Source organism: Saccharothrix longispora (assembly GCF_031455225.1).
In the GTDB taxonomy this organism is placed as follows: domain Bacteria; phylum Actinomycetota; class Actinomycetes; order Mycobacteriales; family Pseudonocardiaceae; genus Actinosynnema; species Actinosynnema longispora.
The window spans coordinates 3,890,635-3,905,053 of sequence record NZ_JAVDSG010000001.1 but is presented as its reverse complement, the minus strand read 5'-3'; the positions used below and the strand labels follow the sequence as shown (position 1 = coordinate 3,905,053).

General features: G+C 73.6%; 8 protein-coding genes. 4 read left to right on the top strand and 4 right to left on the bottom strand.

Going from position 1 to position 14,419, the window contains the following annotated elements; translation table 11 throughout:
- The first annotated feature begins 3 nt into the window (after nt 1–3).
- Nucleotides 4–609 carry a DUF6801 domain-containing protein gene (locus J2S66_RS15465; RefSeq protein ID WP_310307753.1) on the top strand — a complete coding sequence of 202 codons (606 nt, stop codon included), beginning with the start codon at nt 4–6 and terminating at the stop codon, nt 607–609.
- Nucleotides 610–685: 76 nt separating this feature from the next.
- Here J2S66_RS15465 and J2S66_RS15460 read toward each other — a convergent pair whose 3' ends face one another.
- The gene (locus J2S66_RS15460) at nt 686–2,650 is read right to left on the bottom strand and encodes a hypothetical protein (protein WP_310307752.1); all 1,965 of its coding nucleotides are present in this window, start codon (nt 2,648–2,650) and stop codon (nt 686–688) included.
- A 1-nt stretch (nt 2,651) separates the two neighbouring features.
- Nucleotides 2,652–3,560: an SGNH/GDSL hydrolase family protein gene (locus J2S66_RS15455; protein WP_310307751.1), complete on the bottom strand. Its 909-nt coding sequence runs from the start codon at nt 3,558–3,560 to the stop codon at nt 2,652–2,654.
- 155 nt (nt 3,561–3,715) lie between these two features.
- On the opposite strand from J2S66_RS15455, the gene J2S66_RS15450 reads away from it, so the two are divergent.
- Nucleotides 3,716–6,406 (top strand): NPCBM/NEW2 domain-containing protein, encoded by a 2,691-nt coding sequence (locus J2S66_RS15450; RefSeq protein WP_310307750.1) that lies wholly within the window; start codon nt 3,716–3,718, stop codon nt 6,404–6,406.
- Nucleotides 6,407–6,614: 208 nt separating this feature from the next.
- Complete coding sequence (gene htpG / locus J2S66_RS15445; RefSeq protein WP_310307749.1) at nt 6,615–8,501, top strand: molecular chaperone HtpG; 1,887 nt, start codon at nt 6,615–6,617, stop codon at nt 8,499–8,501.
- 67 nt (nt 8,502–8,568) lie between these two features.
- Here htpG and J2S66_RS15440 read toward each other — a convergent pair whose 3' ends face one another.
- Together J2S66_RS15440 and J2S66_RS15435 are read right to left on the bottom strand one after the other, a co-directional pair.
- Nucleotides 8,569–9,441: an alpha/beta fold hydrolase gene (locus tag J2S66_RS15440; protein ID WP_310307748.1), complete on the bottom strand. Its 873-nt coding sequence runs from the start codon at nt 9,439–9,441 to the stop codon at nt 8,569–8,571.
- A gap of 262 nt (nt 9,442–9,703) precedes the next feature.
- Nucleotides 9,704–11,104, bottom strand: a complete 1,401-nt coding sequence (locus J2S66_RS15435) for a glycoside hydrolase family 10 protein (protein WP_310307747.1) — start codon at nt 11,102–11,104, stop codon at nt 9,704–9,706.
- A 497-nt stretch (nt 11,105–11,601) separates the two neighbouring features.
- Between J2S66_RS15435 and J2S66_RS15430 the strand changes: the two genes are divergently transcribed.
- Nucleotides 11,602–14,412, top strand: coding sequence for an AfsR/SARP family transcriptional regulator (locus J2S66_RS15430; protein WP_310307746.1), 2,811 nt, complete (start codon nt 11,602–11,604; stop codon nt 14,410–14,412).
- Nucleotides 14,413–14,419 lie beyond the last annotated feature (7 nt).

The window sequence follows — 14,419 nt, the reverse complement described above, 5'->3', positions numbered from 1 at the left end:
TCCATGCGCATTTCCCTGTCCCGGAAGCTCGTCCAGGGGCTCGCGGTCGGCGCCGCGGTCGCGACCACCGCCGTCCTCGGCGGCGCGGGCGTCGGTCACGCGGCGTCAGCCCAGCTGACGCTCGTCTACAACTGCCCGTTCCCGCTCATCGGGTCGCAGGACATGTCGGTGAAGATCGCCGTCGGCAACCTGCCGGCCTCCGGCACCGTCGGCGTGCCGCTGCCGGCCACGACCGTCACCGCCACCGCCACCGTGCCGGCCACCGCGACCCTCGGCCTGGCCCTGGTCGGGGCCAAGACGGTCGAGGGCACGGCGGTCGCCTCGACCAGCGTGGACAACGCGGGCACCGTCGTGCCGGTGACCGCGAACCTGACCGTGGCCAAGACCCCCGTGCCGTCCTCCGGCGCGTTCAACACGGTCGCCACCGGCGGCACCCCGCCGCTCACGCTCACCAAGGCGGGCAAGACCACGATCACGGTCGGCAACTTCAGCACCACGCTCACCCCGAGGAAGGCCGACGGCTCGACCACCGGCCTGGGCACCTTCACGTCCGCGTGCACGCTCAAGCCGGGCCAGGTGACCAAGCTGTACGAGTTCACCGTGTCCTGACCGCACCACCTGTCGCCACCCTCGGCGGGCCGTTCTCCGGAACGGCCCGCCGAGGGCGTCCAAGGCAATTGATCGATCACGCGGGCGGTGCCGTGCACGGCGCTCCGCCGCACACGTCGACCACCAGTCCGGTGGTCAGGAAAGCGGCCTTTTGTCGACGCGCGTCCGCCGAGGAACGCGGGTCCGCGTGCGGATCGCGCCCGTAGTCGGGCTCCGTCGGCGGCGTGTTGGTGGTCGGCGGCGCGGGCGTGCCGCTGTCCCACACGACCATCGCCGAGCCGGCGTGCGGCAGCCGTGCCGGCTCGATCCCCCAGTACGGCTCGCGGTCGGGGCCGCGGCCGGGCGCGAGGGCCGGCGTCACCAGGCGGGCGCCGATCGTGCGGGCCTGCACGTCCGCCGCGACGTTCGCCACCTGGTGGTCGCCGAACGCGATGTGCATCAGCACGCGCCGGTCGCCGAGGTGGTTGGCGTAGCCGTTGGTCTCGCCCCGGTCCCACAGCAGCTGGAGCAGCTGGAGGACCACCTGCTGGCGCAACCGGTCCGGATAGGACAGGTCGAGCACCTGGTGGAACCGCGCGAAGTCGCTGCTGCGGTTGAGCAGCAGGCCGTAGTTCATGCCGGTGACGCCGAGGACGGCGGTGCGGATGTCCGGCGACGCCGCCACCAGCGCCCCGCCGAGGATGCCGCCCTGGCTGTTGCCGTCGAAGACCAGCGGGCGGGTGGTGTCGACCAGCGGGCGGCCGTCGTCGGTGCGGAACGCCGGGTGCGAGGTGAACCCCTGCGGGTGCGCCAGCGCGCGGCCCACGAACACCGCGTTGAGCAGGCCCTGCTGCGACCGCTCCGGGATCGCCGGGAACAGGCCGATGTCCGCGAGCGCCGCCAGCACCACCGGGATGTCGTCCTGCGCCATGCCGATCCAGTCGGTGGCGCAGAAGGTGAACCCGTGCTCGGCCGCCATCGCCTTCACGTTGCCCGCCCCCACCTCCGACCGCGAGCCCAGCAACCCGTGCCCGTACAGGGCGGGCCAGGAGGGCCGGGTGAACGCCGACCGGGGCACCTCGCAGCGGAACCGCGCCTCCACGGTGCCGAACAGCGAACGGCGCGGCGTGCCGTCGGAGCCGCGGCGCAGCACCGAACCGGGCAGGCCGGCGGGCAGCGTCAGGTAGCTGGGCACGGTGACCCGGCCGGTGACCTCGCGGGCGATGCGCGCGTCCTGCTCGGGGGTGAAGTCGGTGACGCCGGTGACGGTCGACGCGGGTGCCCGCGTGCCCAGGCCGCGCAGGGCGTCGTCCCGGATGGTGGTCAGGTCGCCGGTCAGGCCGCGCGTGCTCGCGACGGTGAAGTTCCAGGCCAGGTCCAGGGTGTCCGGCGCGACACCGTGCGCGGCGAGGGTGGCCAGGGCCGGTCGGAGCTGCCGCTGCCGGGCGTGCAGCGGGTCGTCCGGCGCCAGGTCCGGCCCGGCGACCTCCGCGAAGGCGGCGTTCGGCGCGATCTCGTCCCCGGCGACGTCGCGCAGCCCGCGCAGGGCCACGACGTAGTGGTGCCCGTCGCGGAAGTTGCGGGCCGGGTGGACCAGCAGCGCCCGGCGTCGCGGGTCGTTCGAATCGATCTCGGCCCAGTGCGGCCACCGCTCGCCGGTCGTCGCGTCCAGCAGCACGACGGGCGAGTCGGGGGCGAGCGAGCGGCCGATGTCGGTGACCGGGGCCATCCCGCTCGCCACCGGGGCGAGGCCGGGCACGTGCGCGATCAGCGTGGAGCCGGGGGAGAAGCCGTCCGCCCGGTTCCACGCGGTCGGGTTCGGCGAGCTGCCGAGCGCGTTGCGCGGCAGGACGCGGGAGTCGAACGCGACCCGCCGTCCCGTGTCGGTGCCCGGGTCGGGCCGGGTGTGCCAGTCGCTGGGGAACGGCAGCAGGCACTCCACGCCGCCGCCGATCGGGTCGCAGCCGCCGGTGGCGCGGGCGGCGGCGTGGGTGGGCGCCGTGGCGGTGAGCGACGCGGCGGTGAGCGCGACGACCAGGGGCAGCCTCAAGCGCGACCTCACGTCACACCCCCGTCACGTGGTCGGCGATGATCCGCGCGTAGTTGGCCTCACCGCGCCGGTTGGGGTGCAGCGGCGCGGCGAGGTCGGTGGGCACGTAGCCCTCCACCCACTTGTCCCACGGCGCCTGGCACGCGTCGTGGCCGGCGCTGGGCGTCCTCAGGTCGACGTACTCGGCGCCGTGCGCCGCGCTCCGCTCGGCGATGACCGCGTTGAGCCGGTCGACGCCGCCCTGGAGGAAGTCGGCGTCCGCGGGCAGCACCGGCTGGACCGGCCAGCACCCGCCCGCCTTGATGTAGAGCCCGTACCCGGTGACGACCACGCGCGCCCGCGGCGACCGCGCGCGGATGCCGTCCAGGGCGGCGGCCAGCTTCGGCCCGAACTCGGCCAACCGCTGGGCCAACCGCGCCTCGTGCTCGCCGGCGCACGGCGTGGCGGCGGGGTCGAGCCGCACGCAGTCCTGGGCGATGCCGACCAGCCCGACGTCGTTGCCGCCGATGGTCAACGTGACCAGGCCGGTGTCCGTGCGCAGCGCGTCGAACTGCGGCGGCGCGGTCCCGGCGGGGATGTCGAGCAGCGACAGCTCCTGCGGTTCAGTCAGGTGCCTGCCGGCCGCGCCGCTGCACGTGACGTCGGTCAGCGCCGCCCCCAGCCGGGCGGCCAGCTCGTGCGGGTAGTTGTGCGTGGAGCGGCCGCAGGCGAGCGGACCGGTCGGGGAGGGGATCAGCGGCCCGGACGGCATCGAGTCGCCCAGCGCCACGTAGGTCAGGGCCGCGACGCCCGGTGCCGCCGCTCGTTCCGCCGCCGCGGCCGGCGGCGTCGGTAACCCGGGGACCGGCAGGACGGACGCCGGCAGGGCCAGGGCGACCACCCCCGCTGCGGTGGACAGGGCGCGGTGGAGACGTGTGTTCACGGGTGACCTCCGAGTGCAGGGGATGTGACCGGTGCCACACGTCATCATGCAGTGCCTGGGAAGACCGGCACGCCCTTGACCGCCGGTCCGGATCATGACCAGGATCAGGGGACCCGCACGCACCGCCCGCACCGGCACCACGGGGGTTGACAACGATGTCATCGCTTCGCCCACTGGCCCTGGCAGTGGCCGCCGCCCTGGTGGCGGCGCTCCCCGCCCCCGCGACCGCCGCCCCACCCCCGGACGCGGCACCACCCGGAACCACCGCGCCCGGCCCCTCCGCGCCCGGCCCCTCCGCGCCCGGCCCCTCCGCGCCCGGCCCCTCCGCGCCCGACCAGTGGGTGGTCACCGCCCCCACCGGCGGCGTCGCGGCACGCGTCGCCCTGGAGGGCGGCGCCCTCACGCTCGCCGTCACGCGCGGTGGTCGCACCGTGCTGGCCCCCGCCCCCGTCGGGTTGCGCACCGAGGCCGCCGACCTGGCCTCCGGGCTGCGGCCGCTCGGGCGGTCCGACCGGGTCGTGCGGGAGCGGTACGCCACGACCACCGGCAAGCGGCTCGAACGCGACAACCGGATGACCGAGACGCGGCTGTCGTTCGCGGGGACCGGCGGCGCGCGGCTGGACCTGGTGGTGCGCGCCGCGCCCGACGGCGTGGCCTACCGGTACGTGGTGCCGGGACCCGTCGTGGTGACCGGCGAGGCGTCCTCCTACGCCCTGCCCGCCGACGCGCCGGCCTGGCTGCTGCCCTACAACGCCTGGTACGAGGCCAACCGCGTGCACACCACCGCGGGCGGGGCCCCGCCCGGCGACTACGGCCACCCGTCGTTGTTCCGGGTCGGCGGGGACTACGCCCTGCTGACCGAGTCCGACGTGGACGGCCGGTACCCCGGCAGCAGGCTGCGGCACGTCGGGGCGGGCCGCTACGAGGTGGTGCTCGCGGACGGGAGCAGCGCTTCCGAAGGCGAGCTGCGCACGCCGTGGCGGACCGCGATCGTCGGCGACCTGGCCACCGTGAGCCGCTCCACCCTCGTGGACGACCTCGCGCCACCGTCCCGGCTCGCCGACACCTCGTGGGTCCGGCCGGGCAAGGTCGCCTGGTCGTGGCTGAGCGAGCACTCCAGCCCGGGGGACCCGGAGCGGCAGCGGCGGTACGTGGACTTCGCCGCCGCGCACGGCTGGGAGTACGTCCTCGTCGACGAGGGCTGGCAGGAGAGCTGGGTGCCCGACCTCGTGCGGTACGCCCGCGCCAAGGGCGTCGAGGTGCTGCTGTGGTTCCGGTGGAGCGACCTCGACACGGCCGCCGAGCGCGACTCCGTGCTGCCGAGGATGCGCGACTGGGGCGTGAAGGGCGTGAAGCTCGACTTCATGGAGTCCGACTCGCGGGCCCGCTACCAGTGGTACGACGCCGTCCTGGCGAAGACCGCCGAACTGCGCCTGATGGTCAACTTCCACGGCTCGACCATCCCGCACGGCCTCGCCCGCACCTGGCCGCACGTGATGACCATGGAGGCGGTGCGCGGCGCGGAGAACTCCCCGCCCGCCGCGAACAACCCGGTGCAGTTCTTCACCCGCAACGTGGTCGGCTCGATGGACTACACGCCGGTGTCGCTGGAGGTCGGCACGAAGGAGGCGTCCGTCGCGCACGAGATCGCGCTGCCCGTGCTCTACGAGTCGGGGTGGACGCACTTCGCCGACAAACCCGAGGCGTACGAGCGGTTCCCGCAGGCCCTGCGCCACCTCGACCAGGTGCCGGCGGTGTGGGACGACACCCGGCTGCTCGCCGGCGACCCGACCGACCACGCGGTGGTGGCGCGCCGGTCGGGCGAGCGGTGGTTCGTCGGCGCGGTGTCGACGGGTGCCCCGCGGACCCTGGGGGCGTCACTGGACTTCCTGGGCGGCGGACGCTGGCTGGTCGAGGTGCTGCGGGACGACCCGGCCGCGGCGCGCGGCGACGTGCTGCGCGAGAGCCGGGTCGCCCGGTCCGCGGACCGGCTGGAGGTGGCGGTGCCGCGCGACGGCGGGTTCGCCGCGGTGGCCTGCCCGTACCGGCCGGGGCGCACGACGTGCGACGAGCCGGTCGTGCCCGTCCCCGGCAGCACCCTCACCACCACGCCGGCCGAGGCCGACGTCAGGCCGGGGGCACCGGTGGTGGTGACCGGCGGCTTCACCGCCACCGCCGACGTCACGGACGTCACCCTCACCGCGACCGCGCCCGCCGGCTGGGAGGTCACCGGCCCGACCGTCCGGCGACAGGTGCTGCGGGCGGGCGAGGCCGTCGCCGGCACGTGGACCGTGCACCCGGCGGCGGGCGCGGTCGGCGCGCACGACGTGCCGGTGTCCGCGGAGTTCCGCACGCCCGGCCACCCGCGGGTGCACGTCGAGCGGGCCGTGCGGGTGTTCGTCGCGCCGACCGGCGCACCGCACGTGAGCGACCTGCCGTTCACCCAGTCCAACGGGTGGGGGCCGGTCGAGCGCGACCGCTCCAACGGCGAGGCGTCCGGCGGTGACGGCGGGCCGTTGACCATCGCCGGGGTCGTGCACGCCAAGGGGCTCGGCGTGCACGCGCCGTCCGAGGTGGCGGTCCACCTGGGCGGCGCGTGCCGGTCGTTCGGCGCGGTGCTCGGGCTGGACGACGAGACGACGTCGCCGGGCTCGGTGGTGTTCCAGGTGGTCGGCGACGGCCGGGTGCTGCACGACAGCGGCGTCGTCCGGGGCGGCGAGCCGGGACGTGCCGCGTCCGTGGACACCACCGGCGTGCGGACGCTCGTCCTGCGGGTCACCGACGCGGGCGACGGCCGCAACTTCGACCACGCCGACTGGGCCGACGCGCGCCTCGACTGCGGGTGACGGTCGGCGCGGGTGGGCACCTCGCCGTTGCCCACCCGCGTCGCGGACACCCCGCGCCACCCGCCAGGTCGTGCGGCACGGTCGCCGGCGACGATCTCCCACGCCCGGCACGGTCAGCACCACGAGGATCACGGGGGAGATCGACCGGATTTCCGGTCGCGTCCCGATACGATGACCGGTCGACGGAAGCCGTACAGGAAGGAAGCACGTGGAAACGCTGGAGTTCCAGTCCGAGGCACGTCAGCTGCTCCAGCTGATGATCCACTCGATCTACTCGAACAAGGACACGTTCCTGCGCGAACTGGTGTCCAACGCCTCCGACGCGTTGGACAAGCTGCGCTTGGAGGGGTTCCGGGACAAGGACCTGGAGGTCGACACCTCCGACCTGCACATCGACATCGAGGTCGACGCGGAGCAGCGAACGCTGACCGTCCGGGACAACGGCATCGGCATGACCCGCGACGACGTGGTCAACCTGATCGGCACGATCGCCAAGTCCGGCACCGCCGAGTTCCTGCGCAAGGTGCGCGAGTCGCAGGAGGCGGCCGGCCCGCAGGACCTCATCGGGCAGTTCGGCGTCGGCTTCTACTCGACGTTCATGGTCGCGGACCGGGTGACGCTGGTGACGAAGCACCCGCGTTCGGAGAAGGGCGTGCGCTGGGAGTCCGGCGGCGAGAGCACCTACACGATCGAGGACGTCGACGACGCGCCGCAGGGCACCGCCGTCACCCTGCACCTCAAGCCGGTCGACACCGAGGACAACCTGCCCGACTACACCTCGACCGCGAAGGTCCGCGAGATCGTCAAGCGCTACGCCGACTTCATCACCTGGCCCGTCCGGCTCGTGCCCGGGAAGCCGGGCGACGACGGGGAGGCCGCCGAGCCGACCACGATCAACTCGCGCAAGGCGCTGTGGGCGCGGCCGTCCAGCGAGGTGAGCGAGGACGAGTACGCCGAGTTCTACCGGCACGTCAGCCACGACTGGAACAAGCCGCTGGAGACCATCCGCATGCAGGCGGAGGGCACCTTCGAGTACCAGGCGCTGCTGTTCCTGCCGTCCCAGGCGCCGATGGACCTGTTCATGCGCGAGCGCAAGCGCGGCGTGCAGCTCTACGTCAAGCGCGTCTTCATCATGGACGACTGCGAAGAGCTGATGCCGGAGTACCTGCGGTTCGTCAAGGGCGTCGTGGACGCCCAGGACCTGTCGCTGAACGTGTCGCGCGAGATCCTCCAGCAGGACCGCCAGATCGCGCTGATGCGCCGCCGCCTGGTCAAGAAGGTCCTGTCGACGGTCAAGACGATGATGGCGGACAAGCCCGAGTCGTACGCGACGTTCTGGCGCGAGTTCGGCGCGGCGGTCAAGGAGGGCCTGATCGCGGACGCCGAGAACCGCGACGCGATCCTGGCGATCTGCTCGTTCGACTCCACGCACGACGCCGAGGCGCGGACCACCCTCGCGCAGTACGTCGAGCGGATGAAGGACGACCAGCAGCACATCTACTACATGACCGGCGACTCGCGGGCCACCGTGGAGAACTCGCCGCACCTGGAGGCGCTGCGCGCCAAGGGCTTCGAGGTGCTGGTGCTCACCGACACCATCGACGAGATGTGGGTCGACTCCGTCCCCGGCTTCCAGGGCAAGCAGTTCCAGTCGATCGCCAAGGGCCAGGTCGACCTGGAGACCGAGGAGGAGAAGGCCCAGGCCGAGGAGCGCCGCAAGGACTTCGCCGACCTGCTGGCCTGGATGACCACCGCGCTGGCCGAGCGGGTCAAGGAGGTCCGGTTGACCTCGCGCCTGACCACCTCGCCCGCCTGCGTGGTCGGCGACGCCCACGACCTGACCCCGACCCTGGAGAAGATGTACCGGGCGATGGGCCAGGAGCTGCCGCCGGTCAAGCGCATCCTGGAGCTCAACCCGACGCACCCGCTGGTCACCGGCCTGCACGAGGCGTTCGCCAAGGACGAGGACCACAGCCGGCTGGAGGGCACCGTGGAGCTGCTGCACGGCATGGCCCTGCTGGCCGAGGGCGGCGACCTGCCCGACCCGGCGCACTTCGCGCGGGTGCTGTCCGACCACCTCCAGCGCACCCTGTAGTCCCCCGAGGGGGGCGGTGGTGGCGCCGGCCGCCACCGCCCCCCTCGCCGGAACGGCTGCCGACCGGTCAGGCCGCCCGGTCGGCGTTGCGCCGGACACCCCGGACCAGCGTCGGCCAGATCGCCGGCGGCAGGTCGTGGCCCATGCCGTCGACCAGCAGCAACTCGGAGTCGGCGAGGGCCGCCGCGGTCGCCTGACCGCCGCTGGGGCCCACCAGCGGGTCGTTCATGCCGTGCACCACCAGCGCGGGCAGCTTCACCCCCTGCAGACCGGCGGTCCGGTCCGGCGAGGCGACGATCGCGGCGAACTGCCGCACCCCGCCCGCCGGCCGGAACGCCCGGTCGTAGGCCGCGGCGGCCCGTGCGCGGACCTCCTCCTCGTCGGCCTCCGTGCCGGGGGAGCCGATGACCCGCCAGCTGACCACCGCGCTCTCGACCGCCTCCTCGCGGGTGGCGGCGGGCGGGCGCATCAGCACCGCGCGCGCCTCGGGCGTGGCCTGGCCGACGGCCGGGTTGCCCGTGGTCGACATGATCGAGGTGAGGCTGAGCAGCCGTTCCGGGTGGTCGATGGCCGCCTGCTGGACGATCATGCCGCCCATCGACGCGCCCACGACGTGCGCGCGCTCCGCGCCGAGGTGGTCGAGCAGCCCGACGAGGTCGTCCGCCATGTCGGAGAGCACGTACGGCACGGTGCTCCGGTCACCGCCCGCGATGGCCATGACGTCCGGCGCGGGCAGGTGGTCGAGCTGGGTGGACAACCCGGCGTCGCGGTTGTCGAACCGCACGACGTGGAACCCCTCCCCGGCCAGCAACGCGCACAGCCGCTCGTCCCACGCGGTCATCTGCGCCCGCAGACCCATGACCAGCACCAGGGTGGGATCGGCCGGGTCGCCGAAGGTGTCGTACTCCAGTTCGATGCCGTTGGACTCCGCACGGGGCATGGGCCGGTTCCTCCTCGTCGTTCACCTGCCCCACACCGTAGTGATCACCCCCGCCCCGGCGCAGGGTGCGCCCGACCCCGTCCGCCGCGGAGGTGTCGGCGTCGGTGGTCCGGCGATACCCGGAGCGGGGATCGCCGAGGGCGTCGGCTGGCTGTGCGCGGAGCAGGCCGCGTGACGTGCGGAGGCCCGGCGCGGGGGGACCGCGCCGGGCCTCGTCGTGCGGTGGATCGGGTCGTGCGGTGGATCGGGTCCTGCGGGTGGGTCAGTTAGCGCTGCACGTCGGCGTCATGCCGGTGGCGGAGCCGGTGCCCTGGAAGCCGAACTCGGTCGACTGCCCGGCCGCGACCCGGCCGTTGTAGGCCACGTTCGTCCAGTTGACGGTGCCGGAGGTGCCGCTGCGCTGGGCGTTCCAGGCGTTGGTGACCGTCGCCCCGGAGGGCAGGTTGGTCGTCACCGTCCAGCCGCTGATGGCCGAGGACCCCGCAGTGACCTTGACCGTGGCGACGAAGCCGCCGTTCCACGAGTTCAGCGACACCGAGGCGGTGCAGCCGCCCGGCCCGGGGCCGGGGGTCGTGGTGGTGGTCGTCGTGGTCGTGGTCGTGGTCGTGGTGGTGGTGGTCGTGGTGGTCGGACCCGTCGGGTCGGCCGCGTTGAGGGCGTTCAGGGTCGAGGTGTAGGCGGCCTTCTTGTTGCCGCCGGCGTCGAAGAGCAGCGGGGTGCCCGAGGCGCGCCAGGAGTCCGTGTCGCGGATGCCCCACACGGTGATGCCGGTGCAGCGGGCGACGGCGAGGCAGGCCTGGGTGACGCGCTGGAAGTTCTGGGCCTGCGCGGAGCCGGAGCCCTCGATGTCGAGTTCGGTGATCTGGACGTCGACGCCGAGGTTGGCGAAGTTCTGCAGGGTGGTCTGGTAGTTCGAGGGCACCGGGCTCTGGGAGTTGAAGTGGGACTGGAGGCCGACGCAGTCGATGGGCACGCCGCGCTGCTTGAAGTCCTGGACCATGCGGTAGACGGCCTGGGTCTTGGCGTGGGTCCAGTCGTCGGTGTTGTAGTCGTTGTAGCAGAGCTTGGCGCCCGGGTCGGCGGCGCGGGCGGCGCGGAAGGCCGCCTCGATCCAGTCGTTGCCGGTGCGCTGGAGGTTGGAGTCGCGGCGGCCGCCGCCGCTGCCGTCGGCGAAGGCCTCGTTGACGACGTCCCAGGCGTAGATCTTGCCGCGGTAGTAGGTCGCGACCTGGGTGACGTGGTTGAGCATGGCGGAGCGCAGGGTGGCGCCTTCCATGGACTGCATCCAGCCGGGCTGCTGGGAGTGCCAGGCCAGGGCGTGGCCCCGCACGCGCATGCCCTGGTTGCGGGCGTGGTTGACGATGCGGTCGGCGTTGCCGTAGGAGAACTGGCCGCGTTGGGGTTCCGTCGCGTCCATCTTCATCTCGTTCTCGGCGGTGACCATGTCGAACTCGCGGTTGAGGATGCCCACGTAGGTCGAGTCCGAGAGCTTGTTCGCCGCCACGGCCGTGCCGAAGTAGCGGCCGCTCTGCTGCGCCGCCGCGGCGAGCGTCGAGGCGGCACCACTGGCGGACGTGGCCAGGAGCACCGTCGCGCCGGTCGTGGCGGCGACGAGGGTCGACACGAGCGCGGCCCGTAGCACTGACCTCGATGTCAGCTTCATGATTGGCACCTTCTGGGGGAGCACCTGTTGGTTCGCCAGGTGGGGGTTGGTCGGGATTGACAGCCCAGTCCCTGAAACTTTTAGCAGTATTGACCGAAACATGTAGGGCTGGCAAGCGTCGATCTGGCCGCATCTTGCGGATGCCTGGGGTGTGAACCGTCGTCTGGATCGTGTTCGACGTGCAGTTTGTCGACGTTGTCCGGGATCGCTCCCAGAGTGAAGTGCTGCGTGTATGCCCAGTTGAGACAGTGTGTTCGACAGTTGTGGATTAAGCACGCGGAGGTATTCCGATAGCGCGAACGGCGTAGTCCGCCTTCCGAAAGTATTGCGATAAACTGTCCGAAAAGTTTCGACTTGTTCGGCGCCGGATTCGGTCTTCTCGGCGAATTCCTATCGCTCTCCCGGGCCGCCACTCCTGTGACCACGTCCCCGGTGACGTCGTGCCCGACCTGCGCCGCACTGCCCGGAACTGGTATGCCTTCACCCGCGAGGGGGACATGATCACCGATGAGAGGTCGGTCGTGGGAGAGCTGAGGGTGCTGGGCCCGGTCGAGGCCCGGGCGGGGGACCGGCGGCTGGACGTGGGGCACGCCCGGCAGCAGTGCGTGTTGGCGGCGCTGCTGGTCGACGCCAACCGGGTCGTCACCGCCGACCAGTTGCTCGACCGGGTGTGGGGTGCTCGGGTGCCGCTGCGCGGCAAGAGCAACCTCCACTCGTACGTGTCACGTCTGCGCGCCGCCCTTGCCGACCTGGGCGACGTCGCCATCGTGCACCGGTCCGGCGGCTGGGTGCTGGAGGTCGACCCGGCGCGCGTGGACCTGCACCGGTTCCGCGACCTGCTCGCCCGCGCCCGCTCGGCACCCGAGCCCGCAGCGGGGTTCGGCGCGATCGACGAGGCGCTCGGGTTGTGGCGCGGCGAGGCGTTCAGCGGGCTGGACACGCCGTGGGTCGTCGCGGCACGGGACATGGTCGACGGCGAGCGGTGGATCGCCGAGTTGGAGCGCACCGACCTGGCGCTGCGCCTCGGGCGGCACACCGACCTGCTGCCGGAGCTGGCCGCCCGCACCGCCGAGCACCCGCTGGACGAGCGCGTGGCCGCCCAGTACCTGCTCGCCCTGGCCCGCGGCGGTCGTCACGCCGAGGCGCTGGCCCACTACGAGCGGGTCCGCTCCCGGCTGGCCGAGGAACTGGGGACCGACCCCGGCGCCGCGCTGCGCGACCTGCACCGGCGGCTGCTCGACGCCGAACCCGTCGGGACCGTCGAGCCCGTCACCCCGCAGCCTGCGGCCGTCGTGCCGCGCCAGCTGCCCGCCCCGCCCCGCTCGTTCATCGGCCGCGCAGGGGAACTCGCCGCCCTCACCGCCGCGCTGGACGACGTCGACGCCGGCACCGTGGTGATCTCCGCGATCGGCGGCACCGGCGGCATCGGCAAGACCTGGCTGGCGCTCCACTGGGCGCACCAGCACGCCCACCGCTTCCCGGACGGCCAGCTGTTCGTCGACCTGCGCGGCTTCAGCCCGGAGAGCGAACCCATGCCGCCCGCCGTCGCGGTGCGCGGGTTCCTCGACGCGCTGGGCGTCGAACCGGGCCGCATTCCGTCCGGCCCGGACGCGCAGACGGCGTTGCTGCGCGGCATGGTCGCCGACCGGCGGATGCTGATCGTGCTGGACAACGCCGCCGGCGCCGCGCAGGTCGTGCCGCTGCTGCCCGGCGGCCGGTCCTGCACCGTGCTCGTCACCAGCCGCAGCAGGCTGCTCAGCCTCACCACCGCCCACGGCGCCGGCCACCTCGACCTCGACGTGCTGTCCCACGACGAGTCGCGCGACCTGCTGGCCCGCCGCCTGGGCGCGGACCGGGTCGTGGCCGAGGCCCACGCGGTGGACGAGCTGATCGCCCTGTGCAACGGGTTCCCGCTCGCCCTCGGCGTCATCGCCGCCCGCGCCTACGCGCACCCCCGCCTGCCGCTGGCCACGTTCGCCGCCGAACTGCGCGACCTGGGCCTCGACGCGCTGGCCGACAGCGACCCCGCGGCCAGCCTGCCGACCGTGCTGTCCTGGTCGCACCAGGCGCTGACCGCGGAGGAGCGCGAGGTGTTCGGCCTGCTCGGGATCGCCCCCGGGCCCGACATCGCGCTGCCCGCCGCGGCGGCCCTCACCGGCCTGTCCCCGGCCCGCGCGGGCACGGCGCTGCGCGGGCTGGAACAGGCGTCGCTGCTCACCCGCGACGACCGCGGCCGGTACGCGATGCACGACCTGATCCGCGCCTACGCCGCCGGCACCGCGCGCGACCTGCCGGACTCCGCCCGCCGCCGCGCGCTGCGCCGCGTCGTCGACTTCTACCTGCACACCACCCACGCCGCGGACCGCCTGCTGGACCCGCACCGCGAGCTGGTCGAACCGGACCCGGCCGAACCGGGCGGTGAGCCGCAGCCGCTCGCCGACACCGCCGAGGCGCTGGCCTGGCTGGACACCGAGCACCGGTGCCTGCTCGCCGCCCAGCAGAGCGCCGCGGCGGGCGGGCAGCACCGGGCGGTGTGGCAGCTGGCGTGGAACCTGACCACGTTCCACAACCGCCGGGGGCACCTGGAGGAGCAGTTGGCCGTGTGGCGGTCCGGACTGGTCGCCGCCGGGCAGTCGGACGACCCGGCGGCCCGCATCCGGGTGCACCGCAACCTGGGCCGCTCCCACGCCGCCCTCCGGCAGCACGACGAGGCGGTCCGCCACCTGCACCAGGCGCTCGCCCTGGCCGAGGAGCACGACCCGACCAACCAGGCGCACATCCACCAGGTGCTGGCCTGGACGTGGTCGCGCGGCGGCGACGACGGCAAGGCGCTCGACCACGCCACCCGCGCCCTGGACCTCTACCGCACGCTCGGCAACCCGGCGTGGGAGGCGAACGCGCTCAACATGGTCGGCTGGTACGCGGCGCAGCTCGGTCGGCACGACCGCGCCCGCGAGCACTGCCGGGCGGCCCTGGACCTGCACCGCCGCCACGACAACCCGGAGGGCGAGGCGGACACCCTCGACAGCCTCGGCTACATCGACCACCACACCGGCGAGCACGCCCCGGCCGTGGAGCACTACCGGCGGGCGCTGGTGCTGTTCCGCGAGATCGGCAACACCTACCAGGTGGCCGACACGCTCGAACACCTCGGCCACCCGCACGCCGCCCTCGGGCAGGTCGACGACGCCCGCGCCGCGTGGCGGGAGGCCCTGGAGTGCTACGAGGCCCAGGACCGCCCGGACGACACCGCCCGCGTCCAGGCGCTGCTCGACGGCCTGGCGACGGGTGGGCCGGCGACGGGGTGAGCGGCCC